This is a genomic window from Polaromonas sp. P1_E12 (assembly GCF_056405975.1).
Genome location: NZ_JBFUBB010000001.1, coordinates 648,398 through 672,787 on the forward strand (window position 1 = coordinate 648,398; position 24,390 = coordinate 672,787).

The 24,390-nt window shown below is 62.0% G+C and carries 22 protein-coding genes; 11 read left to right on the forward strand and 11 right to left on the reverse strand.

Translation table 11 applies throughout. The features are described 5' to 3' along the window. Positions 1–28: 28 nt before the first annotated feature. The 3 genes from AC1D13_RS03250 to AC1D13_RS03260 form a co-directional block, all read right to left on the reverse strand. Positions 29–2,044, reverse strand: coding sequence for a transglutaminase TgpA family protein (locus tag AC1D13_RS03250; RefSeq protein WP_457278894.1), 2,016 nt, complete (start codon positions 2,042–2,044; stop codon positions 29–31). Positions 2,045–2,711: 667 nt separating this feature from the next. Beyond that, the gene (locus tag AC1D13_RS03255; RefSeq protein ID WP_477688924.1) at positions 2,712–3,812 is read right to left on the reverse strand and encodes a DUF58 domain-containing protein; all 1,101 of its coding nucleotides are present in this window, start codon (positions 3,810–3,812) and stop codon (positions 2,712–2,714) included. A 5-nt stretch (positions 3,813–3,817) separates the two neighbouring features. Beyond that, positions 3,818–4,738: an AAA family ATPase gene (locus AC1D13_RS03260; protein WP_457278892.1), complete on the reverse strand. Its 921-nt coding sequence runs from the start codon at positions 4,736–4,738 to the stop codon at positions 3,818–3,820. Positions 4,739–4,779: 41 nt separating this feature from the next. Here AC1D13_RS03260 and AC1D13_RS03265 point away from each other — a divergent pair, with 41 nt between their 5' ends. From AC1D13_RS03265 to AC1D13_RS03305, 9 genes are all read left to right on the forward strand, one after another. After that, a complete protein-coding gene (locus AC1D13_RS03265) occupies positions 4,780–5,733 on the forward strand; it encodes a histone deacetylase family protein (RefSeq protein WP_457278891.1) in 954 nt (317 codons plus the stop codon). Positions 5,734–5,740: 7 nt separating this feature from the next. Continuing rightward, positions 5,741–6,547, forward strand: a complete 807-nt coding sequence (locus tag AC1D13_RS03270) for an enoyl-CoA hydratase (RefSeq protein WP_457278890.1) — start codon at positions 5,741–5,743, stop codon at positions 6,545–6,547. Beyond that, on the forward strand, positions 6,526–7,884 hold the full coding sequence (locus AC1D13_RS03275) for a mechanosensitive ion channel family protein (RefSeq protein ID WP_477688925.1): 1,359 nt from the start codon (positions 6,526–6,528) through the stop codon (positions 7,882–7,884). Before AC1D13_RS03270 ends, AC1D13_RS03275 begins: the two co-directional genes overlap by 22 nt. Positions 7,885–8,210: 326 nt before the next feature. After that, on the forward strand, positions 8,211–8,960 hold the full coding sequence (locus AC1D13_RS03280) for an electron transfer flavoprotein subunit beta/FixA family protein (protein ID WP_457278888.1): 750 nt from the start codon (positions 8,211–8,213) through the stop codon (positions 8,958–8,960). A 13-nt stretch (positions 8,961–8,973) separates the two neighbouring features. Further along, positions 8,974–9,906, forward strand: a complete 933-nt coding sequence (locus AC1D13_RS03285; RefSeq protein ID WP_457278887.1) for an electron transfer flavoprotein subunit alpha/FixB family protein — start codon at positions 8,974–8,976, stop codon at positions 9,904–9,906. Between the two features lie 22 nt (positions 9,907–9,928). After that, positions 9,929–10,576 carry a hypothetical protein gene (locus tag AC1D13_RS03290; protein ID WP_457278886.1) on the forward strand — a complete coding sequence of 216 codons (648 nt, stop codon included), beginning with the start codon at positions 9,929–9,931 and terminating at the stop codon, positions 10,574–10,576. 129 nt (positions 10,577–10,705) lie between these two features. Beyond that, complete coding sequence (locus tag AC1D13_RS03295) at positions 10,706–12,496, forward strand: acyl-CoA dehydrogenase (RefSeq protein WP_477688926.1); 1,791 nt, start codon at positions 10,706–10,708, stop codon at positions 12,494–12,496. A gap of 99 nt (positions 12,497–12,595) precedes the next feature. Then, on the forward strand, positions 12,596–13,558 hold the full coding sequence (locus tag AC1D13_RS03300) for an NAD(P)H-dependent flavin oxidoreductase (protein ID WP_477688927.1): 963 nt from the start codon (positions 12,596–12,598) through the stop codon (positions 13,556–13,558). A gap of 45 nt (positions 13,559–13,603) precedes the next feature. Further along, positions 13,604–14,719 (forward strand): acyltransferase family protein, encoded by a 1,116-nt coding sequence (locus AC1D13_RS03305; protein ID WP_477688928.1) that lies wholly within the window; start codon positions 13,604–13,606, stop codon positions 14,717–14,719. A gap of 71 nt (positions 14,720–14,790) precedes the next feature. Here AC1D13_RS03305 and AC1D13_RS03310 read toward each other — a convergent pair whose 3' ends face one another. Both AC1D13_RS03310 and AC1D13_RS03315 read right to left on the reverse strand, forming a co-directional pair. Next, on the reverse strand, positions 14,791–15,138 hold the full coding sequence (locus tag AC1D13_RS03310; protein WP_457278882.1) for a DOPA 4,5-dioxygenase family protein: 348 nt from the start codon (positions 15,136–15,138) through the stop codon (positions 14,791–14,793). Between the two features lie 74 nt (positions 15,139–15,212). Next, positions 15,213–15,479 carry a hypothetical protein gene (locus AC1D13_RS03315; RefSeq protein ID WP_457278881.1) on the reverse strand — a complete coding sequence of 89 codons (267 nt, stop codon included), beginning with the start codon at positions 15,477–15,479 and terminating at the stop codon, positions 15,213–15,215. Between the two features lie 149 nt (positions 15,480–15,628). On the opposite strand from AC1D13_RS03315, the gene AC1D13_RS03320 reads away from it, so the two are divergent. Both AC1D13_RS03320 and AC1D13_RS03325 read left to right on the forward strand, forming a co-directional pair. Further along, the gene (locus AC1D13_RS03320) at positions 15,629–16,726 is read left to right on the forward strand and encodes a PA0069 family radical SAM protein (protein ID WP_477667095.1); all 1,098 of its coding nucleotides are present in this window, start codon (positions 15,629–15,631) and stop codon (positions 16,724–16,726) included. A gap of 90 nt (positions 16,727–16,816) precedes the next feature. Further along, a complete protein-coding gene (locus AC1D13_RS03325; RefSeq protein ID WP_477667096.1) occupies positions 16,817–17,257 on the forward strand; it encodes a GNAT family N-acetyltransferase in 441 nt (146 codons plus the stop codon). A gap of 21 nt (positions 17,258–17,278) precedes the next feature. On the opposite strand, the gene AC1D13_RS03330 is transcribed toward AC1D13_RS03325, so the two are convergent. The 6 genes from AC1D13_RS03330 to AC1D13_RS03355 form a co-directional block, all read right to left on the reverse strand. Beyond that, on the reverse strand, positions 17,279–17,947 hold the full coding sequence (locus AC1D13_RS03330) for an amino acid ABC transporter permease (protein ID WP_457278878.1): 669 nt from the start codon (positions 17,945–17,947) through the stop codon (positions 17,279–17,281). A 95-nt stretch (positions 17,948–18,042) separates the two neighbouring features. Further along, on the reverse strand, positions 18,043–18,840 hold the full coding sequence (locus tag AC1D13_RS03335; RefSeq protein ID WP_457278877.1) for a transporter substrate-binding domain-containing protein: 798 nt from the start codon (positions 18,838–18,840) through the stop codon (positions 18,043–18,045). Between the two features lie 131 nt (positions 18,841–18,971). After that, positions 18,972–20,651 (reverse strand): phosphoethanolamine transferase, encoded by a 1,680-nt coding sequence (locus AC1D13_RS03340; RefSeq protein ID WP_477688929.1) that lies wholly within the window; start codon positions 20,649–20,651, stop codon positions 18,972–18,974. Between the two features lie 47 nt (positions 20,652–20,698). Next, on the reverse strand, positions 20,699–21,571 hold the full coding sequence (gene fghA / locus AC1D13_RS03345; RefSeq protein ID WP_477688930.1) for an S-formylglutathione hydrolase: 873 nt from the start codon (positions 21,569–21,571) through the stop codon (positions 20,699–20,701). 5 nt (positions 21,572–21,576) lie between these two features. Then, positions 21,577–22,683 carry an S-(hydroxymethyl)glutathione dehydrogenase/class III alcohol dehydrogenase gene (locus AC1D13_RS03350; protein ID WP_007868626.1) on the reverse strand — a complete coding sequence of 369 codons (1,107 nt, stop codon included), beginning with the start codon at positions 22,681–22,683 and terminating at the stop codon, positions 21,577–21,579. A gap of 313 nt (positions 22,684–22,996) precedes the next feature. Further along, positions 22,997–24,214 carry a glycerophosphodiester phosphodiesterase gene (locus tag AC1D13_RS03355; protein WP_477688931.1) on the reverse strand — a complete coding sequence of 406 codons (1,218 nt, stop codon included), beginning with the start codon at positions 24,212–24,214 and terminating at the stop codon, positions 22,997–22,999. Positions 24,215–24,390 lie beyond the last annotated feature (176 nt).

Here is a 24,390-nt window from a genome sequence, read left to right on the forward strand (position 1 = left end):
GGAGTGAGCGGGGAGGGCTGAGCCGATTTTAAGCGGGCCAGGCGAGCCGGTCGAACTCCTGCCTGAGCGCATGAAGCTGCAGCGCCGCTTTACCGCCGCTTGCCGGCACGGCGGCGTAGCGCAGGTGCTCCAGGCGCATCAACCAGTCATGCAGGGCCTCGCCTTGCTTGCCGTAGCGGCCCAGCACCTCCTGCGCCAGCTGGCGGGGCGAGGTGGCGGGCGTGCTGTGAAGGCCGGCCTTTTCCAGCCGCTTGCGCGTGCGGGCCAGCAGGCGCAGCCAGGGATCGTGCTGCGCACGGTCCCACAGCGTCCAGGCCGCGCCGACCAGGGCGGCCAACACCACGATACCGATCAGCACATAGCTCAGGTCTTCCCAGCTGGGGGACTCAAAGCCGATGTCTTTCAGCAAATTGAGTTGTTTGCCTTGGGTGTAGTTCAGCACCCACTGGTTCCAGCCGTTGTTCACGGCCTCCCAGGTGGCGCGCAGCTGCGCAGTCAAGGTCGGGCTGAAGTTGCCCAGGGCTTGCGCCACCACGCCTTGCGGTGCGGCCAGGCGCTGGAACGCCCCTGTGCGTCCCGGCGCCACTGCTGAGGTTGGGTCTACGCGCACCCAGCCTTCACCGGCCTGCCAGACTTCGGCCCAGGCATGCGCGTCGCTTTGCCGCACCACCCAGTAGCCGTCGACGCTGTTGAGCTCGCCGCCCTGGTAGCCGGTGACGATGCGCGCCGGGATGTCGAGGGCGCGCATCAGGATGACAAAGGCCGAGGCGATGTGTTCGCAAAAACCTTCCTTGCGGTCAAACCAGAATTCGTCGGCGGTGTGTTGCCCGTACACACCGGGCTCCAGCGTGTAAACGTAGCCCCCGGTGCGCAGCCGTTCCAGCGCAACTTGCACCAGCGTACGGGTATTTGCCACCGCATAACGCGGGTCGCGGCGAATCTCGGCTGCGAGCGCCAGCGTGCGGGGATTAAAGCCGGCCGGCAGCGCTACAAATTCCTGCAGGCCGATCACCTGCTGACGCGGCCCATGCCTGAAGATCGGATAGCTCTGGGCCTTGTAGCGCACCAGGTCGGTGACAGGCCGGTTGGTGAACCACTGGAGATCGGCCTCCATGGTATTGCGGTATCCGGGCAAGTCGGGGCTTTGCGGGGCCGCCTCCATCACGAAGATCCATGGTTGATTATTGGGGGCAAGCGTCACTTCATAGTTGACAGGCGCACCAGCCACTTCGAGGTTAGCAGGCAGGGCATAACGCGATGGCAGGAACGCGCGCAACGGCTGCCAGTTGCGCCCATCGAAGTTTGAAAGCACAGGCCCCCTGAAGTACAGCTCTTGCTGGGGTGGTGGCTTGCCGCCCTCAAACCGGATGCGCATGGCTACGCTGTCGTCCAGTGCCAGAGTGGCGATACTGCCCACCTGCATGCTGGGGCTCAGGCCGCTGCGGCCGGTCATCGCATCGCTCGGCACCCCCCACAAAGGCGCCAGGCGCGGAAACAGCAAAAACAGCACCAGCATGATGGGCGCGCCCAGCAGGGCCATCCAGCCTGCTGTTTTGGCCGCTTGCAGCAGCGGCGGTTTGCCCACCGGCAAGTGGGCATTGACCAGCACGGTCAGCAGACCCATCAACCCTAGCAGCATGCTGAAGGCGGTAAGCAGGGACTGAGAATAAAAGAAGTTGCTCAGCATGCAGAAGAAGCTGAGAAAGAACACCACAAAGGCGTCGCGCCGGGCCCGCAGCTCCAGGGTCTTGAGCGTCAGCAGCACGACCAGCAAGGTCACGCCTGCATCGCGGCCGAACAAGGTTCGGTGCGTCGTCAGCGTGGCGCCAATGGTCAGGGCCAGCAGGGCCAGCAGCCACCACTTGCCCGGCAGCGGACGGGCCTGCACGGCCAGCCAGCCGCGCCACACCAGCACGGTACTGGCCAGCGCGCTGCACCACAGCGGCAGGTTGCCCACCTGGGGCAGCAGCACCCAGGCGATGACCAGCAACAGGAACAGGGTGTCGCGGGCGTCGCGGGGAAGGGTTTGGAGGCGGGTCAGCATGGGGCTTCCCGTCCCCGTTCGGGCTGGGCCTGTCGAAGCCTCGTTGTTGTAAGGGCGCTGAGGTGGATTGAGTTCCGGGGCCGGGGTTGCCGGCGGCAACTCACTTTCTTTTGCTTCGCCAAAAGAAAGTAAGCAAAGAAAAGGCGACCCTGGTTCCTGCGTCCCCTTCGCTGCGCTACGGGGCAACCTGCGGTGCTCGGTTCAGGCGGGGTCTCGCTCGAACTCGCCTTCGGCTCAGACAATCGCGATCCCTGATCCGCCTGAGCCTGCGCTCCTCGGCGCATCCACAAGGGGCAATCGGGAGCGGGGACCAATACCAACAAGGACACGCCATGGCGTGTCCTTGTTTCTTCAAGTGTTCGGRTTCTGSTATTCGGCTGTTGGCTGTTGGTATTCCTTACCCCACCCCTTCTGTATGCGCCGAGGAGCGCAGGGCCAGACGGATCAGGGCAAAAACTTGTTTGAGCCGCAGGCGAGTTGTTTTTGACCCCGGCTGGACCGAGCACCACAGGCTGCCCGAAGCGCAGCGCAGGGACGCAAACAGCAGGGTCGCCTTTTCTTTGCTTACTTTCTTTTGGCGAAGCAAAAGAAAGTGAGTTGCCGCCGGGCAACCCCCGGCCAGCCGTCCCCAGCAAAAAGCCCCCCGGTCGGATAAACCCAGAAACCGTCAACATACCGCCAACGCCTCCAGGCAAAGCCGTTTATGCGCCTCCCCACTGGCAGGCTTGATCTCCACCGAAGGCAACCTCAAGCCATAGTCCAGCGCGAGCTTGTCGGCCATCAACACCCAGGCACACAGCCGTGAAAGCTTTTGTTCAACACCGGCAGAGCCCGCATTCATGAAGTCCAGCCAGAGCTCATGCCGCTGGGCTTGCTGCGTGTCACGCACGACCAGGCCGTTGCCCTGTTCATCGGCCTTGGCTGCTTTTTTCCAGACGATCAGTTTCATGGGGTCGCCGCGGCGGTAACCGCGTACGCCATCGAATTCACCCGTGCTTTGTGCCCGTGAGGCCGCCGTCGCGCCACCGGAGCGGGGCTCGCCGGGCGGCAGCGGTGGCGGGTGGGCTTCGGGCTGCGGATAGACCAGGATCTGGGCAGCCGGGCGCCATACCGTCCAGACGCGAAAGGTGCCGAGCGGGTAACGGGTTTCGGCGGTCAGCGTCGGCAGCCGGTACAAGCCCCGCCGCGGCGGCGTGAAGGCCACCTGCACCACGCTGCTGCCCTGCGCGGGCACGTCGGTCCACACCCAGTGCTGCTCCCCGCCCTTTTTGGCGTCCTTTTTGGTGTCCACATCGTGTGGGTTCAGCACGCTCAGCCCGATGCCATGGCGCGCGGTACGCCTGGCGTTCATGAGTTTTACATCAAATGCGGCGGTAGCGCCCGCGTAGTGTGCGGGAGGCGCTACTAAATTCATAGCAAGACCGCGCAACGTGCCGTGGCAGACGTGCATGCCGACCAGAGCACTGCCGGCCAGCAGGAACGTCAGCAGGTAGCCCAGGTTGAGCTGGTAGTTGATGGAAGCCACCAGCAGCACCAGCAGCGTCACGCCCAGCATCAGGCCAGGCCGCGTGGGCAGGATGTACACGTTGCGCTGGGTCAGCGACACGCTGTCGGTGAACGGCAGCTTGCTTTGCCACCACTTCTGGAAGCGCCCGCGAATGAAGGCAAAAGGATTCCATTCGCGGGCCGCCGTGGAACCGGCTTTGTCGGGCCACTGGTGGCGCCCCCCGGGGGGGGAGGCGCCGGAGGCGCTTCGGGGGGCGTCCATCTTCTTCAGGGGAGGGGCACAGCGTCGAGCATGGCCCGCACCTGCTCCACAGGGCCGCGGCCGGCGTCGCTGACCGGAATGAGCCGGTGTGCGGCGGTTTGCGGCAGCACGGCAGCAATGTCGTCCGGCGCCACGTAGTCCCGCTTGCTCAGGAAGGCCTGTGCTTTGGCGGCCCGCATGATGGCAATGCCCGCGCGCGGGCTGAGGCCTTGCAGAAACCAGCGGCCTGAACGGGTCGCCGTGACCAGGTCCTGCAGGTAGTTCAGCAGCGGCTCCGACGCGTGAACCTGCGCCACCATCTGCTGCAGCTCCAGCAGGTCGTGCGGCGCCAGCAGGGCCGGCAGTTTTTCGAGCATGTCGCGGCGGTCGGCGCCCCGCAGCAATTCGCGTTCGGCGGCGCGGTCAGGGTAGCCCAGCGAAATCCGCATGTGAAAGCGATCCAGCTGGGACTCGGGCAGGGCGTAGGTGCCGAGCTGGTCGTGCGGATTCTGTGTGGCGATCACGAAAAACGGCAGGGGCAGGGGCCGGGTTTCGCCCTCGACCGTGACCTGCTTTTCCTCCATGGCTTCGAGCAGGGCGCTTTGGGTTTTCGGGCTGGCCCGGTTGATTTCATCGGCCAGCAGCACCTGCGCAAAAACCGGCCCCGGGTGAAACACAAAACTTTCCTTCTGGCGCTCGTAAATCGACACACCCGACAAATCGCTGGGCATCAGGTCGGCGGTGAACTGCACCCGCGAAAACTGCAGCCCGAATGAGCGGGACAGTGCATGGGCCAGCGTGGTTTTTCCGACGCCCGGAACGTCTTCAATCAGCAGGTGGCCGCCGGCCAGCAGGCAGGCCACGCAGTCCTGTACCTGTGCCGGTTTTCCGACGATGACCGTGTTAAGCTGATCGAGAAGTGCCTGGAGTTTTTCTGTGACTTTCATGGTGCCAACCATACCGTAATTTTTTACAAATTATTTCCCCCATGAACGCGACTGGTTATTTCACGCACGCAGATTGCCGCAAGCATGAGATGGGCCCCGGCCACCCGGAATGTCCCGAGCGGCTCGACGCCATTGACGACTGGTTGCTGGCGACCGGCGTCAAGGACGCCCTGGACGCGCGCGAGGCCCCCCTGGCAGCGCTGGGCGACATCGAGCTGGCGCACGACCGCATGATGGTGGCGGCGATCCGCGGCCTGAGCGACAGTCTGGTCGACGACATCAGGGCCGGCGGGCCGGCCTATGCCCAGATAGACCCCGATACCGCGCTCAATGCGCACACCTGGAACGCCGCCCTGCGCGCGACCGGCGCCGTGCTGGCGGCCACCGACGCTGTGATGTCCGGAGAGCTTGAGAACGCGTTTTGCGCGGTGCGCCCGCCGGGCCACCATGCCTGCCACAACCGGTCCATGGGATTTTGCGTTTTCAACAGCGTCGCCGTTGCTGCCAAATATGCGCTGGAGCGCCACGGCCTCAAGCGCGTGGCGATTGTCGACTTCGACGTGCACCACGGCAACGGCACCGAGGACATCCTCAGCGGCGACGACCGTGTCCTGATGGTCAGCTTTTTCCAGCACCCGTTTTACCCATATACCGGCACCGAAAATCATGCAGGCAACATGCTCAACCTGCCCGTGCCGGCCTATACCAAGGGCATGGCCGTGCGTGAGCTGATCGAAGCGGCATGGATTCCGCGCCTGGAAGAATTCAAGCCCGAGATGATTTTCATCAGCGCGGGTTTTGATGCGCACCGCGACGACGACCTGGGCCAGATGGGTCTGGTCGAGCAGGACTACGCCTGGATCACCCAGCGCCTGAAGGACGTCGCCAGGCGCCATTCCCAAGGCCGTATCGTCTCGTCGCTGGAGGGTGGCTACAACCTGAATGCGCTGGCGCGCAGCGTGGAAGCGCATATCCGCGTCCTGGCCGATTTGTAGGGCATTCATGAGTGCCGTATCTGCTGAGCTTTCGGCTCCCGTGCTTCACACGCATGACGCGCGCGGTGTCCACCGCCTGGTGCTGAACCGGGCGTCTACTTTTAACGCGCTCGGTGAAGACGTGCTGTCTGCACTGCAGGCTGCACTGGATTTGATCGCGGCCGACAGCTCGGCGCGCGCGGTGGTCATCTCGGCCGAGGGCAAGGCTTTTTGTGCCGGCCACAACCTGAAAGACATGCGCGCCCGGCCCGAGCTGGCTTATTACCAGAAGCTTTTTGCGCAGTGCACGCGCGTGATGCTCAGCATCCAGAGGCTGCCGGTGCCTGTGATCGCGCAGGTGCAGGGCCTGGCCACCGCGGCCGGGTGCCAGCTGGTGGCGCAATGCGACCTGGCGGTGGCCTCCAGCAATGCGACTTTTGGCGTGAATGGCATCGATGTGGGCCTGTTTTGCGCCACGCCCAGCGTGCCGCTGGTGCGCAACATTCCGGCCAAGCAAGCCATGGAGATGCTGCTCACGGGTGAATTCATCACCGCGGACGAAGCGTGTGCGCGCGGGCTGGTGAACCGTGTCGCATCACCGGAATCCCTCGAGGGCGAAGTCGAAAAACTCTTGCAGTCGCTCCTGCCCAAACCGCGCGAAGCACTCGCCATGGGCAAGGCGCTGTTCTACCAGCAACGTGAAACCGGCATCGAGGCCGCCTACCAGCTGGCGGGCCAGTCCATGGCCTGCAACATGGTCCATGCCGTGGCACAGGAAGGCGTGCAAGCCTTCATCGAAAAAAGGAAACCCCAATGGCCAGCGCCGGCGCCCTGACGACCCGTCCCGCTCCTCCCGTCCGCATTGATGCGCTGGATGACTGGTTTGCGGCACTGGCCCAGCCTACCGCCCTCACGGAGCTGGCCGCGCTGATTTCCTGCGCGTTGCTGGCCTGGCTGGTGGTGCGCATGGCGGGCCGCGCACGTATGGCGGTCGATGGGACTTCCATCCTTTTCGGGCGGCGCGCGATTGACGGCGTGCTGTTTCCGCTGCTGCTGCTTTTCTTTGCCAATGCGGTGCAGGTCCTTTTGGCGAGGACCTTTCCGTTGGCGGTATTCAAGGTAGCCATTCCTGTGCTGCTGTCGCTGGCGGTGATCCGCCTGGGGGTCAAGGTGCTGCAGGTGGCCTTCAAGGACGCGCCGCTCGTGCGGGCCCTGGAGCGCACCATTTCCTGGCTGGCCTGGATCGCCATGGTGCTGTGGGTCAGCGGCTTCTTGCCTGTGATACTTGACGAGCTCGACGACATCAAGTGGAAGGTCGGCAACTCGACGCTGTCGGTGCGCACCATGCTTGAAGGTGCGGTGACAGCCGGTGTGGTGCTGCTGATCACCTTGTGGATATCTTCGGCCATTGAGGCGCGCCTGCTGCGTTCAGCCACCGGCAACGAGCTCTCCCTGCGCAAGGCTGTCAGCAATGCGGTGCGTGCCATGCTGATGTTTGTCGGCCTGATGCTGGCGCTGTCGTCGGTGGGCATTGACCTCAGGGCGTTGTCGGTGCTGGGCGGCGCGGTAGGCGTGGGTGTGGGCTTTGGCCTGCAGAAGCTGGCGGCCAACTACGTGAGCGGCTTTGTCATGCTGGCCGAGCGCAGTGTGCGCATCGGTGACAACGTGCGGGTGGACACCTTTGAAGGGCGCATCACCGATATCAATGCGCGCTACACCGTGGTGCGTGCACCGTCCGGGCGCGAATCCATCGTGCCCAACGAGATGTTCATCAGCAGCCGCGTTGAAAACCTCTCGCTCAGCGATACGCAGGTGCTGCAGTCCACCGTGGTGTCGGTGGGCTATGACAGCGACGTCGAGCTGGTGATGGGCCTGCTCAGCGAAGCCGCGCTCAAGCAGGACCGTGTGCTGCGCGACCCTGGTCCCAGCGTCAATCTGACCCACTTTGGCGTCGACGGGCTCGAGTTCACGCTCAACTACTGGATGGTTGATCCCGAAAACGGCCAGCAGAACCTGCGCTCGCGTGTCAACCTCGCCGTCCTGGAGTCGCTGCGCTCGCACGGCATCGAAATTCCGTACCCGCAGCGTGTGGTGCATACCCGCGTGAGCATTTCGGAGAATGCAAAAAACGTGGAGGGCGAGAAGGGCGCTACCGGTGCCAAGCCTTCCTGAGCGGCCCACAAACGGCCTGCGGCGCGCTTTTTCCCTGCCCGACCTCCGTTCGCTGCATCGGCAATTGACGCCTGAAAGACACCTGAAGGACAGTGGTTGGGCAGGATGCTCTAATTCGCTGTATCCGGCGCTCTATAATGAAAAATAGAACGATCGTTCTTTTTCTGCCTGGTTCCCCTGGATACCCTCCGGCGACCAGTTGAGCAGCCCGCATCAGGGGCGCCGCAGCATAGAATGCAAAGCTTACGTTTACGTTAACGTCAATTCAGTCCCGATTTCATTTCGATTTCAATTCGTACTCAATCCATCAACTCTGGAGTCCTCTCATGAAGGTCTTGGTTCCCGTCAAACGCGTTGTGGACTACAACGTCAAAGTCCGCGTCAAATCCGATGGCACTGGTGTCGACATCGCCAACGTCAAGATGAGCATGAACCCGTTTGACGAGATCGCCGTTGAAGAAGCGACGCGACTGAAGGAAAAGGGTGTCGTAACCGAAGTCATCGCCGTGAGCTGCGGCGTGCTGCAGTGCCAGGAAACCCTGCGCACCGCCATGGCCATCGGTGCCGACCGCGCCATCCTGGTCGAAACCGCCGAAGAACTGCAGCCGCTGGCCGTCGCCAAGCTGCTCAAGGCGCTGGTCGAAAAAGAGCAACCGCAACTCGTCATCCTCGGCAAGCAGGCCATTGACGACGACTGCAACCAGACCGGCCAGATGCTGGCTGCGTTGCTGGGCTGGCCACAAGCCACTTTTGCTTCCAAGGTCGAAGTCGAAGGCGGCACCGCCAAGGTCACGCGCGAAGTCGACGGCGGCCTGGAAACCCTCTCGCTCACGCTGCCGGCGATCATCACGACCGACCTGCGTCTGAACGAACCGCGCTACGTCACCTTGCCCAACATCATGAAGGCCAAGAAAAAGCAGCTCGACAACCTCAAGCCCGAAGAGCTCGGCGTGGACGTCAAGCCGCGCATCAAGACCCTGAAGGTCAGCGAGCCGCCCAAGCGCAGCGCAGGCATCAAGGTGGCCGACGTGGCCGCCCTGGTGGACAAGCTCAAGAACGAAGCCAAAGTCATCTAAGGAGTTGATTGAAATGACCGCACTTGTAATCGCAGAACACGACAACAATTCCATCAAGCCAGCGACCCTTAACACCGTGACGGCTGCCGCCCAGTGCGGTGGCGACGTGCACGTGCTGGTGGCCGGCAAGGGCGCCGAAGCCGCCGCCAAAGCCGCCGCCGCCATTGCCGGCGTGGCCAAAGTCATCCACGTCGAAGGCGAGCATTTCGCCCACGGCCTGGCTGAAAACATGGCCGCCCAGGTGCTGGCCATCGCTTCCGCCTATTCGCACATCCTGTTTCCCGCCACCGCTTCGGGCAAAAACATCGCCCCCCGCGTGGCCGCAACGCTGGACGTCGGCCAGATCTCCGACATCACCAAGGTCGATGCTGCCGACACCTTCGAGCGCCCCATCTACGCCGGTAACGCGATCGCCATCGTGCAAAGCCTGGACGCGACCAAAGTCATCACTGTGCGCACCACCGGCTTTGACGCCGCGGCCGCCACGGGCGGCTCCGCAACCATCGAAACGCCCGCGGGCGTTGCCGACAGCGGCAAGTCGACCTTCCTGGGCTCCGAGATCGCCAAGAGCGACCGCCCTGAGCTGACGGCTGCCAAGATCATCGTCTCCGGTGGCCGCGCGATGGGCTCCAGCGAGAAATTCAACGAAGTGCTGACGCCGCTGGCCGACAAGCTGGGTGCTGCCCTGGGCGCATCGCGCGCAGCGGTTGACGCGGGCTATGCCCCCAATGACTGGCAAGTGGGCCAGACCGGCAAGATTGTCGCGCCGCAGCTCTACATCGCCGCCGGTATTTCCGGTGCGATCCAGCATCTGGCCGGCATGAAAGACAGCAAGGTCATCGTGGCGATCAACAAGGATCCGGAAGCGCCTATCTTTAGCGTCGCTGACTACGGTCTCGAGGCCGACCTGTTCACTGCCGTACCCGAGTTGGTCGCAGCCCTGTAATACGGTTTCAGGCCAGCGCGACATGAAAGCCAAGCAGCAACCCGGCCAATCCGGCATGAGGCGAGGCGCATGCATGGCCTTGATGCTGGCGGGTTTGCTCCTCGCTGCGTGCGCGGGGCTTGACCGCAAAGTCGAACAGGTCAGCGTCAAGTCGGACATCAAGGAGCCTGTGACGTCTTTGGCCCTGGTTTTTGTGACCCCCGAGTGGGCCAACCAAAACCCGGACCTGGTCAAAGGCTACAGGCTCTCGGGTGTACTCGACAACCGCCTGATGAACCAAAGTGTTGGGCACGCCGCAGACTTCATGCAGCTCAACGGAGTTCCCGCAAAGTACGCAGGCACGTTCGGCCAGCGTTCCAATATCAGGGGCGTGCTGGGCGAATGGTCCGGCCAGGGTTACAACACGCTGCTGTTTGTTCCGATGGGCTCTACCGTCACCTCCCAGGGCCATGAAGCCCGCAGGGGTTCTACCCGTTACCGCGTGACGCTGTACAGCAAGAAGCTCGTGCCCATGCTGGAGTTTCAGGATGCGTTTTACGCCTCGGCCCCGGATTCGGGTCATGTGGACCTGATGGCGGCGGGCTGGCTCAATGCCTTGATGGACAACGGTTATGTCGTGCGGAAATCCGAAAAACTGGTGGAACCTCCAGTTCGTGATTTTTCGCCCTAGATTCAAGAGTTCACCTGGCAATTGAGACCCCGATTTCGCCTGGGGTATCCCAAGCCGACAGGCCATGGCGGCGCACCGATTTTTACCCTGCCTTCGCCGGGCATAAGACAACTTTCCGGAGACAAAAACATGACATACAAGGCCCCCCTCAAGGACATGCTGTTTGACATCAAACATCTGGCCAACATCGAACAGATCGCGCAAATCCCCGGCTTTGAAGAAGCCGGCTTCGACACCGCGCAAGCGGTGCTCGAAGAATGCGCCAAGTTCAACGAGGGCGTGCTGGCTCCGCTCAACCGTGACGGTGACATCAATCCGTCGAGCTTTCAATCCGGCGAAGTCACCACCACGCCTGGCTTCAAGGAGGCCTTCCGCCAATACGTCGAAGGCGGCTGGCAAGGGCTGCAGCACCCGGCTGATTTTGGCGGCCAGGGTTTGCCCAAAACCATAGGCGCAGCGTGCGGTGAAATGCTCAATTCCGCCAACATGAGTTTTGCGCTGTGCCCGCTGCTCAGCGACGGCGCCATTGAAGCCCTGCTCACGGCCGGCTCCGACGACCTCAAGGCGGTCTATCTTGAAAAGCTGGTGAGCGGCCAGTGGACTGGCACCATGAACCTGACCGAGCCGCAAGCTGGTTCGGACCTCGCCATGGTGCGCAGCCGTGCCGAGCCGCAGCCCGACGGCACGTACAAGGTTTTCGGCACCAAGATCTTCATCACCTATGGTGAGCACGACATGGCCGAGAACATCGTGCATCTGGTGCTCGCCCGCGTGACCGGCGCGCCCGAAGGCGTCAAGGGCATTAGCCTCTTTGTCGTGCCCAAGTTCATGGTCGGCAAAGACGGCGCACTCGGTGCACGCAACGACGTGCACTGCGTGAGCATCGAGCACAAGATGGGCATCAAGGCGTCGCCCACTGCCGTGCTGCAGTACGGCGACCATGGCGGTGCCGTAGGCTACATCGTCGGTGAAGAAAACCGCGGCCTCGAGTACATGTTCATCATGATGAACTCGGCGCGCTACGCCGTGGGCATGCAAGGCATCGCGATTGCCGAACGCGCCTACCAGAAAGCCGTGGAATTTTCCAAAGACCGCGTGCAAAGCCGACCGGTTGACGGCTCCATCAAGGCCAGCGCGCCCATCATTCACCACCCGGACGTGAAGCGCATGCTGATGACCATGCGAGCCTACATCGAAGGCTGCCGCGCCATGGCTTCTGTCGCTGCTGCGGCGTATGACGCAACGCATCACCACCCCGATGCGGATGTGCGCAAGCAGAACCAGGCGTTTTACGAATTCATGGTGCCACTGGTCAAGGGCTACAGCACCGAGATGAGCCTGGAAGTGACGTCGCTGGGTGTGCAGGTGCATGGCGGCATGGGCTTTATTGAAGAAACCGGCGCCGCCCAGTACTACCGCGACGCCAAGATTCTGACCATCTACGAAGGCACGACCGCCATCCAGGCCAACGACCTGATTGGCCGCAAGACTTCGCGTGATGGCGGCCAGACGGCCAAGGCGATTGCCGCGCAGATCGAAAAAACCGAAGGCGAGCTGCTCAAGCAGGGCAGTGCTGACGCAGTAGCCGTGGCCAAGCGCCTGAAGGCGGCGCGCCTGGCCTTCATCGACGTGGTTGATTTCGTGGCCGGCAACACCAAAGCCAGCCCCAACGCCGTGTTTGCCGGCAGCGTGCCTTACCTCATGCTCGCGGGCAATGTGGTGGCCGGCTGGCAGATGGCGCGTTCGCTGCTGGTGGCGCAAGAACAAATCGCCCAAGGCATCGACGTCGCCTTCATGCAGGCCAAGATCACCACCGCACGTTTTTATGCTGACCACCTGCTGACCAAGGTGCCCGGCGTGCGCGACAGCATTGTCGATGGTGCAGACAGCGTCACGGCGCTGGCGCTGGACGCGTTCTGACCCCCGTACACACTGCTATTTATTTGATAGCTGTTAGCGCCCGTCAGTAAAGGGCTGCAGCATGTTTTTTCTTGAATTCAGAATAACAACGGAGCCACCATGTCCAGACTGCCCGGCGCATTGAACAAGCTGCCTTTGCCCATCATCGGTTCACCGCTCTTCATCATCAGCAATCCCAAGCTGGTCATCGCGCAGTGCAAAGCCGGCGTGGTGGGCGCCATGCCCGCGCTCAACGCTCGGCCCGCGTCGCAGCTTGATGAGTGGCTGGCCGAGATCAGCGAGGCACTGGCAGCCCACAACAAGGCCAACCCTGACAAGCCGGCGGCGCCTTTTGCCATCAACCAGATCGTGCACAAGTCCAACGACCGCCTGGAGCACGACATGGAAATGTGCGTGAAGTACAAGGTGCCCATCTACATCACCAGCCTGGGTGCACGCGAAGACATCAACGCTGCCGCCCACAGCTACGGCGGCGTGGTGCTGCACGACATCATCAACAACAAGTTCGCCCGCAAGGCCATTGAAAAGGGCGCCGACGGCCTGGTGGCCGTGGCAGCCGGCGCTGGCGGCCACGCGGGTGTGAAGAGCCCGTTCGCGCTGATCCAGGAAATCCGCCAGTGGTTTGACGGCCCTCTGGCGCTGTCGGGCGCCATCTCCACTGGCGGCGCGGTGCTGGCCGCGCAGGCCATGGGCGCCGACTTTGCCTATATCGGTTCGGCGTTCATCGCGACGGACGAAGCGCGCGCGGCCGACGCCTACAAGCAGGCCATCGTTGACGGAAATTCCGACGACATCGTCTACAGCAGCCTTTTTACCGGCGTGCACGGCAACTACCTCGCGCCGTCGATTCGCGCTGCTGGCATGGACCCTGAGAACCTGCCCGAAGGCGACGTCAAGACCATGAACTTCGGCGGCGGCGAAGGCAGCAAGTCCAAAGCGTGGAAAGACATCTGGGGTTGCGGCCAGGGCATTGGCTCTGTCAGCAAGGTCCAAAGCGCCGCGGCCTTTGTGGACCAGCTCAGGCGCGAGTACGAGCAGGCACGCAAACGGGTCTGCGCTTAAGCGCCATCGCCACCTTTGAGCAGCGCTGCGCCTGAAATACCCGCCTTGACCACCGCGACCCGACGCTTTCCCGGCATGGATGCCCTCAAAGGGCTGGCCTGCGTCCTCATTGTTTTGCATCACCTGGCTTTTTACGGCCCGATGTCGGATGTGGTGCACCCGTTTGCACCGGCCTTGATGGACTGGCTTTACGACTACGCCCGCATGGCCGTGCAGGTGTTCCTGGTCGTGAGCGGTTTTCTGGCGGCGGCCTCGCTGGCGCCACAGGGTGTGGCCGTGTTCGGTGCACCTGGCACCCTGATTTTTCGCCGCTACTGGCGACTCGTCAAACCCTATCTGGTGGCGCTGGCCGTGAGCATGCTCGTGGCCGCGTTGGTCAGGCCCTGGTTCGCACATCATTCGGTGCCGGATGCTCCCACGGTGCACCAGCTGCTCGCCCATGTCCTGTTGCTGCAGGATCTGCTCGGGCAGGACGCGCTTTCTGCCGGTGTCTGGTACGTGGCCATCGACTTCCAGCTCTACGCCATGGCGGTTCTCATCTTTGCCTTTGCCCGGCGGTTCCAGTTTCAGCCACACAACGGCGACGCAACGCACACTACTTCGGTTTCGGCCCCACTCGGCGTGAGCCTCATCCTGTTGGTTGCCTTGGCTTCGCTGCTGTTTTTCAACCGCCTGCCGGCCTTTGATATCACCGCCCTCTATTTTTGCGGCTCCTATGCCCTGGGCATGCTGGCCTTCTGGGCCTCAAACCGCCTTGGCGCGCGGCGCAGCTTCTGGCTCGTGACCCTGGCGGTGATGGGCGGGCTCGCCCTGGCGCTGGATTTCAGGGGGCGCCTGGTGGTGGCACTGGTCACCGCCTTCGGCCTGGTCGGGCTGGCGGTGCTGCAGCCACAGTCCTGGCCGGTGCGATGGCTGCAGCAGCGCCGGCTGGTGCAGCTGGGCCAGATGTCCTACTCTGTGTTCCTCATCCACTTTCCGGTGTGCCTGCTGGTCAATGCCATCGTGAGCCATTTCTGGCCCACGCAGCTTGCGGCAAATGTGCTGGGCCTGCTGCTGGCCTTCCTGCTGTCGCTGCTGGCGGGCTGGGTGCTGTATCAGTCGGTGGAATCGCGGCCGATTCCTTTGCGGCCGCGCTGGTTGAGTCGCTTTTATTTGCGTTAAAAAGCAGCTCTTCGCCTTTCTGGACAAGCGCAACTAGCTATTGAATTAATAGCATTCAACCGGAGCCAGGCTCACTGCCTGAACATCTCCAGCTTCAATGCCGCAGGCTCACCCAGCCATGAAGCATGCGTGGTGTGGTCGGCCAGGTCGTCGCCGGTGAGCCCGTGCACAAACACATCCAGTCCGTCGCGGTGTTCTTCGAGCCAGGGAATGACGCTGTCAAACGCCGCGCGGTCAAATGCCAGCTGGCAACTCCAGCGCGGGTGCGGTCCCACCTCTCGTTCATGCACCCGCCCCACGGCAATCCCGAAAAGCGCACCGGCCTTTTCGCACAGGGCGCGTGCCTGCTCAACGGTGCCGGGCCCGAAGTACACATGGGCGTGGTAGCGGGCATAAAGGTTTTCGGGACGCTGGATCATGGTGAAACGGAAAGGGAGAAGAGGGACGGAAAAATGAAAAAGGGGGCGTATCAATGACTGCATTGGATGAGTCCTCAGGCATCCTCCAGAAACGTCAGGGCCGGTAGCGGTGCATCGGGGTTTTCTTCTCGGGCTTTTGCATGCGTCTGCTTCATGCGCTGCCGGCAATGCGCCAGGTCTTTTACCTGAAACAGGAAAAACACCTCGGCCGCGTCTTCCGCGTTTTGCCAGAGGTGCTCCAGATACATGCCTTGCTTCGCATGTTCGTCCGCGTCCTTTTCCAGCTGCTGTTTAACGGCGGCCAGCGGCGCGCCGGTGAGTTTTACCAGTACGTGTGCCATGGGACGTCTCCTGCTTTAAACCCATTATTGCGGGCCCTGTTGCAGACATTTGCTAAAGGGTTTTTGTTTGAATATACTGTATTTATATACAGTATCTTTCTGCGACCATGCCGGGCACTGCGCTTGCCCCCACCAAATCTTATTAATCCATGTCCGACGCCATCATCCCGCTACACGCCATCAAGGGCCGAGGCACTGCCACGCGCATGCCGCACCGGTTTGAAAAAGACGTGCGCAACGCATGGGACGACGGCTGGGGTACGCTGGAAGAAGGCGCGGCGGGCGAGGCGCCCCGGATCGAAACCACGGTCACGATGGAAGAAGCGCGCAGCGCCATTGTCGGCAACGATTCGCCCGATATCTTTTTTGACTACAGCATCAATCCCTACCGGGGCTGTGAGCATGGCTGTGTGTACTGTTATGCGCGGCCCACACACAGCTACCTCAATCTTTCGCCGGGGCTGGACTTTGAAACGAAGATCATCGCCAAGCGCAATATTGCCGAGGTGCTGCGCGCCGACCTGCGCAAACGCAGCTATGTTCCCAAGCTGCTTAACATCGGCTCGGCCACAGACTGCTACCAGCCCGCCGAGCGCGAGCTGCGACTGACGCGCAGCATCATCGAGGTGATGCAGGAAGTGCGGCACCCGTTCTCTTTGATCACCAAATCCAGCGGCGTGGAGCGCGACCTGGACCTGCTGGCGCCGCTGGCTGCTGACAAGCTGGCCGCCGCCTACGTGACCATCACCACGCTCGACGGCGAACTCGCGCGCAAGCTGGAGCCGCGCGCGGCCGCACCGCACCGGCGCCTGCGCACCATCCGCACGCTGGCAGAGCACGGCGTTCCCGTCGGCGTCAGTGTGGCGCCGCAAATCCCATTTGTGAACGACGACATGGAGCATGTGCTGGAGGCCGCCTGGGAGGCCGGTGCGCGCAGCGCGTTCTATACCGTGATCCGTCTGCCCTGGGAAGTGGCACCCATCTTCAAGGAGTGGCTGGAGCTGCACTACCCGCAGCGCGCCGCGCGCATCATGGCGCGCATCCACGAAATGCGTGGCGGCAAGGACTACGACAGCGACTTCGCCACGCGCATGAAAGGCCACGGCCTGTGGGCCGAACTCATCAAGCAGCGTTTTGAGAAAGCCTGCAACCGGATTGGCTTTAACCGCCAGCGCATTGAGCTGGATTTGAGCCGGTTCCGGCCGCCAGCGGCTGCGGGGTCCGAGGGGCAGGGTAGGCTGTTTTAAGAGGGCCCGCTGTCAATTCAGCGCGGGGGCTATAGTCCCGGAAGCCTGTGCGTCGCACCTCACGCCGTTTGACAATCAAAGGAGCTCACCTTGGCACTCGAGTGGAAATATTCATCGGAAGGCATGGTCGCCGCAGACTGGGAAGAACTGTCGAACCTTTACCGGATGGCCCCACTGGGCGACAAGAAGCCGGCCGACCTGCAGGTCGTATTCATCAACAGCATGTTCAAGTGTTTTGTGTACGACGCCGGCAAGCTGATTGCCGCCGGCCGTGCGGTGGCGGACGGCAAGGATTGCTCTTATATCTGCGACATCGCGGTAGCGCCGGACCGGCAGGGCTCCGGCATGGGCAAGGACATGGTCGCGGCGCTGGTGCGGCTTTCCAGCGGTCACAAAAAAATCATCCTCTACGCGGTGGCCGGCAAGGAACCGTTTTACCGCAAGCTTGGCTTTCGGCGCATGCTGACCGCGATGGCGATTTTTGCGAATACCGAGCAAGCGCTGCAAAGCGGTTTGATCAGCGATAACTGATCGGGCAACCGAGAGCCGGCCCTAACGCAGATAACTGCGGTTCAGCCTCACTTCAAGCTTTTTCTGCAGCGTTTCAAACGAGGCGCTCATGGCCCAGTAAATGCCCGCCGCCGCCAGGTACAGCGGAAAGGGCTGGAAGGTCGTGGCAATCACTTCCTTGGTCGCCAGCATCAGCTCGCCCACGGCAATCACCGACACCAGCGAGGTGTCCTTGATCAGGCTGATCAGGCTGTTGGAGAGACTGGGCACCGCCAGACGCAGGGCCTGCGGGCCGATCACATAGCGCAGTGTTTGCGCTTGTGTGAGGCCCAGGCTGCGGGCGGCGTTCCACTGCCCGTGTTCCACACCGTTGATCGCGCCGCGAATGGTTTCCGACAGGTAGGCTCCCACGTTCAGGCTCAGGCCCAGGATGCCCGCGCTGATCGGGTCGAACTGGATGCCGATGCTAGGCAGGCCGAAGTAAATGACGAAGAGCTGCACCAGCAGCGGCGTGCCGCGCATGCAGCTGACGTACAGCGTTGCAAACTGCGAAAGCCCAGGCACCTTCGCCAGTCGCGTCACAGCCACGATGGTACCGATGATGGCACCGAAGAATACAGATGCCACCGCCAGCAGCAGCGTCCACGCCGCGCCTTTGAGCATCAGTGGCAGGGCATCGCGCAGCAACTGGGTCAAGCCAGACAAATCCATGGGAGTCTCCACAAATAAAAACCCCGGCAGTGAGCCGGGGTTGCTTCAGGGCGCCTGCCGGAAAGCGGCGCGCGGCTGATCGAATGTTACTTCGGTTATTTCACGGCGACAGGCGGCTTGCTCACGTCGCGGTCAAACCACTTGGTGGATATCTTCGCGAAGCTGCCGTCGGCCTGCAGGTCGGCCAGCGCCTTGTCGATGGCGGCCTTGAACTTCGGGTTGTTCTTGACGAAGGGAATGCCGGATTTTTCAAGGTCGCCCACGGGCGCACCGGGCTTGAGCGGCAGCTTGGTTTGTTTGACGATGTAGGGAATCAGCAGGCTGTCGTTGAGCGCGGCGTCAATGCGGCCCAAAGCCAGGTCTTGCAAATACTCTTGCGCGCCGGGATAGGTCTTCACGTCAATGCCGCCGACTTTTTTGGCGATGTCGGCGTAGTTGGTGCCCTGGCCCAGGCCGAGCTTTTTGCCCTTGAGGTCGGCCAACGTCTTGAACTCGCGCTTTTCATCCTTGCGGATGATCAGTTGCGGTGCAGAGATGGTGTAGGGCTCGGAGAAGTCAAAGGTCTCCTTGCGCTTGTCGGTGATGCCGACCTGGTTGATCACCACGTCGTACTTGCCGGCCTGCAGGCCTGCCAGGATGGCACTCCACTCGCTCGTGGAGAACTCGGCTTTGACGCCCAGCTTCTGCGCCAGGGCATTGGCCAGTTCCACTTCAAAGCCGGCGAGCTGGCCGCCTTCCTTGTAGTTGAAGGGCGGGTAGGTGCCTTCAAGTGCAACTTTGAGGGTGCCGCGCTGTTTGACGGTGTCGAGCAGGTCGGCTGCGCTGGCGCTGAGTGCGAGCGTCAAAAGAAGTGTGGAAGCGATGGTGGAGGCGGCAGCCTTGCGAATATTCATATTCAACCCCTGCATAAGAGAATTGTTATTGAGATGAAAAGTGAATATTAAATCTGCCGTCACATTGGTGCATGCAGGGCGACAAAGGCCCTACGGCGCATCCGGATGCTTCGCGGACGCTGAGCGCGGACTCAGGGCTTGGCGCAGTGGGCGTAGATGTCGAGCGCAGGCTTGTAGACGCTGGTCTGCACATTCATCAGGCCGAGCACCGAGTGGAAGTAATTGTCGTGGCTCACCATGGCGTCCAGTTGCTCCTTCAGGCATGCCGTCGTCAGCTTGTTGCGCTGCTCGAATGCGGGTGAGAGCCAGGTGATCCACGGCACGCGCTTTTGCACTTCAGGCGCAATGCCGTAGGGCATGCCGTGCAGGTAGAGGTTGTTCTCACCCAGCGACTCTCCGTGGTCGGCGAGGTAGAGCAGGGCAGGCGCGCTGCGCGCCTCTTGTGCCTTGAGCCACTGGATGGAAGACGCCAGCAATTTGTCGGTGTAGACGATGCTGTTGTCATAGGCATTGAGCAGGCCTTCGCGGCTGCAGCTTTGCAGCGCGTTGTCGGTGCACTCGGGCAGGAATTTTTTGACGGCTTGGGGCGAGCGCTTGTAATACGCCGGGCCGTGGCCACCCATCTGGTGCATCACGACCACCACGCCCTTGGCGCGGCGCTCGGCCGGCAGCGCGGCAATGCGTTCGTCAATGCCGTGCAGCATGACTTCGTCAAAACATTCGCCGCTGTCGCACAGGCCCGGTACTTTGAGCTGTATGGTGTTCACGTTGGGCACGCGGTCGCACACGCCCTTGCAGCCTGACTGGTTGTCTATCCATAGCACGGCCAGGCCCGCGCGCTGCAGCACGTCCAGCATGCCTTCGTAGTTGGCCGGGCGTGAGTCATAGGCTTCACGCCCGAAGTTGGAGAACATGCAAGGCACGGAGGCTGCCGTGCTGGTGCCGCACGACCATGCATTGCGCAGGCTCACCACGCTTTCCTGGGCCAGCAGCGGGTTGGTGGGCCGGCTGTAGCCGTTGAGTGAAAAGTTGGCGCTGCGCGCTGTTTCACCCAGCACCAGCAACAGCAGCGGTGGCTTGGTTTGGGCTGTGTAATTGGCACCGAGTTTTGCGTCTTCACCCAACGGCAACAGAGTGGATTCGTCGCGCTGAAAGGGCTTGGCCGCGATGGCGCCTAGCGCGTAATAGGAATTGAGTGGGTTGATGAGATAACGCACATGCGTGTAGTTGCGCATGACGGAGGCAATGCTCTGGAAAAACAGGAACACCACTAACACCAGCAGCACGCACGCTCCGGTCAGCGTGGCTGCATTGGTGAGCATCTGTCGCACTGCGCCTGCACGTCTGACCTTCTGCCGCCACAAAAAGATCATCGGCAGGACCGCCAGCACCATCACCGTGGCCAGCAGTCGCCAGTTCAGCAGGTCACGTGTTTCGCGCACATCAGTCTGCAGCGTGTTGATCATCATGGTCTTGTCGATGACCACGCCATAAGTCACCATGAAATAGGCACCGAAAGCGGCCGACAGCAGAAAGACAGTGATGGCGGGCTTGAGTGTCCAGCGCCAGGCCAGCACGCTGAGCAGCGCGATGGTCGCCAGCGCAATCACCAGCGCCAAGGCGATGCTTATTACCACCGCCTGGCCCCCGGTAAGGCCCGGCAGGCGGGCCAGCTCGCGCCACAAGGCCACATTGCACACGGTCGCGATCCAGAGGCTTGCAATGACCACCAGCCACAGCGGCCGCATGCCTCGACGGTGTTGGTCAGGAGAGGAAGGGGGTCTGGACCCGGATGGCGGTTGCAGCGGCATAGCGCTGCATTGTATTTGCCCCACCTTAGGGCGGGCTTATGCGCGCCTCAAGTGGCGGTGGTCAAACCCAGCTGCCGCGCATGGTGCCGCAGGTGTTCGGCCATAAAGGTCGCGATGAAATAGTAGCCGTGGTCATAGCCCGCATGGCGATGCAGCGCCAGTGGCTGGCCCGCTTTGACGCAGGCGGCTTCAAACAGCTCGGGGTACAACTGCTCGGCAAGGAATTTGTCGTCCAGCCCCTGGTCTATGCGTATGCCGCCAGGGTAGGGCGCTGCGGGCATGAGATTCATGATGGCGGTGGCGTCATGTTCGACCCACTGCGACTCATCGCTACCGAGGTAGCCGGTAAACGCCTTGCGGCCCCAGGGACACTGGCTGGGCGTGCAGATAGGTGCAAACGCCGAGACTGATTGAAAGAGATCCGGATGCCGGAGTGCCAGCGTCAACGCGCCATGGCCGCCCATCGAGTGGCCGAAGATGCCGATGCGACTGGCGTCCAGCGGCAAGGCGCTCGTCAGCAGTGGCAGCAGCTCTGCCGTGATGTAGCTTTCCATGCGGTAGTGCTGTGACCACGGCGCCTGTGTCGCATCAAGATAGAAGCCCGCGCCGCGGCCGAAATCCCAGCTGTCGGTCTCGCCCGGAATCTTTGCGCCGCGCGGGCTGGTGTCAGGCGCGATCAGCGCCAGGCCCAGCTCGGCGGCTACGCGCTGCGCACCGGCTTTGATCATGAAAGTTTCTTCGTTACAGGTCAGGCCCGCCAGGTAGATCAACGCCGGCACCTTCTCCCCAGCCATGGCTTGCGGCGGCAGGAAGACCGAAAACTTCATCGGCAGGCCGACCTCGCGCGAGTCGTGCTGGTAGAAGCGTTGTACGCCGCCGAAGCAGCCGTGTTCGCTGAGGAGTTCGAGGGGTGTTGTCATGTCGCTTAGTACAGGACCACACCGCGGATGGACTCACCGGACTTCATCAAATCAAAACCTTTGTTGATGTCCTCCAGCGGCATAGTGTGCGTGATCAGGTCGTCGATATTGATCTTGCCCTCCATGTACCAGTCGACGATTTTGGGCACATCAGTACGGCCGCGCGCGCCGCCGAAGGCCGATCCTTCCCATTTGCGGCCGGTCACCAGCTGGAAGGGCCGGGTGCTGATCTCGGCGCCGGCCTCGGCCACGCCGATGATGATGCTGCGGCCCCAGCCCTTGTGCGTGCATTCCAGCGCCTGGCGCATCACCTTGGTGTTGCCTATGCATTCAAAGCTGTAATCCGCGCCGCCGTCGGTCAGCTGAACGATGGCGTCGACGACGTTCTCCGTATCCTTGGGGTTGATGAAGTGCGTCATGCCGAATTTGCGGGCCATCTCCTGCCGCGCGGGGTTAATGTCCACACCGATGATCTTGTCGGCACCCACCATCTTCGCGCCCTGAATCACATTGAGGCCAATGCCGCCCAGGCCGAACACCACGACGTTGGCGCCAGCCTCGACCTTGGCGGTAAAGAGCACCGCGCCAATGCCGGTGGTCACACCGCAGCCGATGTAGCAGACCTTGTCAAAGGGAGCGTCTTCGCGGATTTTGGCCAGCGAAATTTCAGGGGCGACGGTGTAGTTGCTGAAGGTGCTGGTGCCCATGTAGTGAAAGATGGGTTTGCCGTCCAGGCTGAAGCGGCTTGTGGCGTCGGGCATCAGGCCCTTGCCCTGCGTGCCGCGAATCAGCTGGCACAGGTTGGTTTTTCGCGAAAGACAGAACTTGCATTGCCGGCACTCGGGCGTGTAGAGCGGGATGACATGGTCGCCTTTTTTGAGCGTTGTCACGCCGGGGCCGACGTCAACCACAATGCCCGCGCCTTCGTGGCCGAGGATGGCTGGGAAGATGCCTTCCGGGTCGGCGCCCGAGAGCGTGTAGTAATCGGTATGGCAGATGCCGGTGGCCTTGATCTCGACGAGCACCTCTCCGAACTTCGGGCCTTGCAGGTCCACGGTTTCAATGGTCAGGGGCTGGCCTGATTTCCAGGCAACGGCGGCTTTGGTTTTCATGGTGTGTTGGCTTGCGCTTGAAGTGAGTGGGGATGAGGTTCCGTGCGTAGGTCACTATAAGCCAGTCACCGTCGCTGAGTCTCCCCTGAAGCCGTATCTTCATGGGCCCGATGTTTCATTTTGAGAAAAGCTGGGCCATGCACCCGGGCTGTGTCGCCGACCCTAAGGCTGGAGTATGCCGCGCATTGTGGGAGCAGAGCCTTCATGGCCTTCTCTGTAAATGAAAAAGCTGCCTGGCCCATTAAACATGAGCGCAAGCGGCTATTAATTTCATAGCATTGAGGTCTGGCGAGTGATACCCGCCACGGCTTGCTCAGCGGCCGGCTTCTTTCAGATACTGCGTCCGGGCGGCGATGGCGGTGTCGGTGAAGTCGGTGAACACGCCGTCAACGCCTGTGCGGTAAAAGGCCAGGTACTCGGCCTTGGCATCGCCCTGGTAGTCGCTGGCCAGGCGGCGCGACTCGTTACGGAAGGTGAAGGGATGAACGAACAGGCCTGCTTTGTGCGCATCGGCGACGAAGCTGGTGGCTGGCTGCGAGGTGGAGTCCGCGTCGTTGAGCTTGCCGTCGCGGTTGATGTCGACCTGCTTGCCGTCGGCGCCGAAGGTGCCCTTGGTGCTGATGATGTAGCGCTTCCAGGGGCCGATGCCATCGGCGTAGGTCTTGATCTCGGCCAGGCCCGCTGGTGTGACCATGGCGCTGAAGAAACGCTTGTCGCCGGCCTTGGTCCAGTCGTAAGGGCGGTCGCTCGGCACGGCAAAGGTCACGCGGCCGGTTTTCGGGTCAATGCCGTCGCCGTCGACGAGCTGGATCAGTTTCGTATTGAGGCCCTTGCTCTTCATGTACTTCAGGCTGCCGGGTTCAAACGACTGCACATAGATGGGCGCGGTCTTGCTGTTCCATCCGGCGGCGTTGATGATGGCAATCAGCTTGTCTTCCATCGGCAGGCCGAGTTCGCGGAAGTAGGTCGGGTTCTTGGTTTCCGGGTAGATCGCAATCGTGCGGCCGGTTTTCGCGGACTGGGCTTTGGCCATGTCCACCACTTCCTGGAGGGTGGGGATTTTGTACTGGCCATTGAACTGCTGCGGGCGCTCGGCGTCGGTCGAGATCGCCCCCAGGGTGCGAATCTCGGCCAGTGTGAAGTCGTTGCTGAACCAGCCGGTCTGCGTTTCGCCGTCGACCTGGATGGTCTTCTTGCGTGAAGCGAACTCCGGATGTTTGGCCACGTCGGTGCTGATGGCCAGGTTGGGGTCGTGGCGGGTGATCAGCACGCCGTCCCTGGTCACGACCAGGTCCATCTCGATCACGTCGGCGCCGAGTTCGATCGCCCGCACATAGGCTTCCATCGTTTCTTCCGGCACATAACCGGAAGCGCCGCGGTGGGCGATGACCAGTGGCGCCTTGCCGTCAAGGGTGGGCAGGCCTGCTTGTGATGTTGTGCCTGAGGAGGAGCAAGCGGTGAGTAGTACGCTGCTGCAAATAAGGGCGAGCAGGCTACCTTGTTTTACGGCCTGGCGGGTCGATACGGTCATGGGTGTTTCCGGAGTTAAAGGGCTGATCGTATGTGTCTGATCACGACAGGCGTGTGACAGTGTGTATGGCGCTGATGTCTATACAACAGCGACCCAGCCATCGCCGTACAGATTTCATGGGCAGGGCCGGGATTTGGGCTGATATCATGTTTTTTTCCCTTAGCTGAAGACTCAAG

Excerpts from the sequence above, each read along its gene's own strand:
- AC1D13_RS03315 (WP_457278881.1), bottom strand. The coding sequence starts at position 15,479 with ATGGCACACGTACTGGTAAAACTCACCGGCGCGCCGCTGGCCGCCGTT.
- AC1D13_RS03295 (WP_477688926.1), top strand. The coding sequence starts at position 10,706 with ATGACATACAAGGCCCCCCTCAAGGACATGCTGTTTGACATCAAACAT.
- AC1D13_RS03320 (WP_477667095.1), top strand. The coding sequence starts at position 15,629 with ATGTCCGACGCCATCATCCCGCTACACGCCATCAAGGGCCGAGGCACT.
- AC1D13_RS03330 (WP_457278878.1), bottom strand. The coding sequence starts at position 17,947 with ATGGATTTGTCTGGCTTGACCCAGTTGCTGCGCGATGCCCTGCCACTG.
- fghA (WP_477688930.1), bottom strand. The coding sequence starts at position 21,571 with ATGACAACACCCCTCGAACTCCTCAGCGAACACGGCTGCTTCGGCGGC.
- AC1D13_RS03310 (WP_457278882.1), bottom strand. The coding sequence starts at position 15,138 with ATGATCCAGCGTCCCGAAAACCTTTATGCCCGCTACCACGCCCATGTG.
- AC1D13_RS03270 (WP_457278890.1), top strand. The coding sequence starts at position 5,741 with ATGAGTGCCGTATCTGCTGAGCTTTCGGCTCCCGTGCTTCACACGCAT.
- AC1D13_RS03300 (WP_477688927.1), top strand. The coding sequence starts at position 12,596 with ATGTCCAGACTGCCCGGCGCATTGAACAAGCTGCCTTTGCCCATCATC.
- AC1D13_RS03335 (WP_457278877.1), bottom strand. The coding sequence starts at position 18,840 with ATGAATATTCGCAAGGCTGCCGCCTCCACCATCGCTTCCACACTTCTT.
- AC1D13_RS03285 (WP_457278887.1), top strand. The coding sequence starts at position 8,974 with ATGACCGCACTTGTAATCGCAGAACACGACAACAATTCCATCAAGCCA.
- AC1D13_RS03350 (WP_007868626.1), bottom strand. The coding sequence starts at position 22,683 with ATGAAAACCAAAGCCGCCGTTGCCTGGAAATCAGGCCAGCCCCTGACC.
- AC1D13_RS03290 (WP_457278886.1), top strand. The coding sequence starts at position 9,929 with ATGAAAGCCAAGCAGCAACCCGGCCAATCCGGCATGAGGCGAGGCGCA.
- AC1D13_RS03340 (WP_477688929.1), bottom strand. The coding sequence starts at position 20,651 with ATGCCGCTGCAACCGCCATCCGGGTCCAGACCCCCTTCCTCTCCTGAC.
- AC1D13_RS03275 (WP_477688925.1), top strand. The coding sequence starts at position 6,526 with ATGGCCAGCGCCGGCGCCCTGACGACCCGTCCCGCTCCTCCCGTCCGC.
- AC1D13_RS03255 (WP_477688924.1), bottom strand. The coding sequence starts at position 3,812 with ATGGACGCCCCCCGAAGCGCCTCCGGCGCCTCCCCCCCCGGGGGGCGC.
- AC1D13_RS03260 (WP_457278892.1), bottom strand. The coding sequence starts at position 4,738 with ATGAAAGTCACAGAAAAACTCCAGGCACTTCTCGATCAGCTTAACACG.
- AC1D13_RS03280 (WP_457278888.1), top strand. The coding sequence starts at position 8,211 with ATGAAGGTCTTGGTTCCCGTCAAACGCGTTGTGGACTACAACGTCAAA.
- AC1D13_RS03355 (WP_477688931.1), bottom strand. The coding sequence starts at position 24,214 with ATGACCGTATCGACCCGCCAGGCCGTAAAACAAGGTAGCCTGCTCGCC.
- AC1D13_RS03265 (WP_457278891.1), top strand. The coding sequence starts at position 4,780 with ATGAACGCGACTGGTTATTTCACGCACGCAGATTGCCGCAAGCATGAG.
- AC1D13_RS03250 (WP_457278894.1), bottom strand. The coding sequence starts at position 2,044 with ATGCTGACCCGCCTCCAAACCCTTCCCCGCGACGCCCGCGACACCCTG.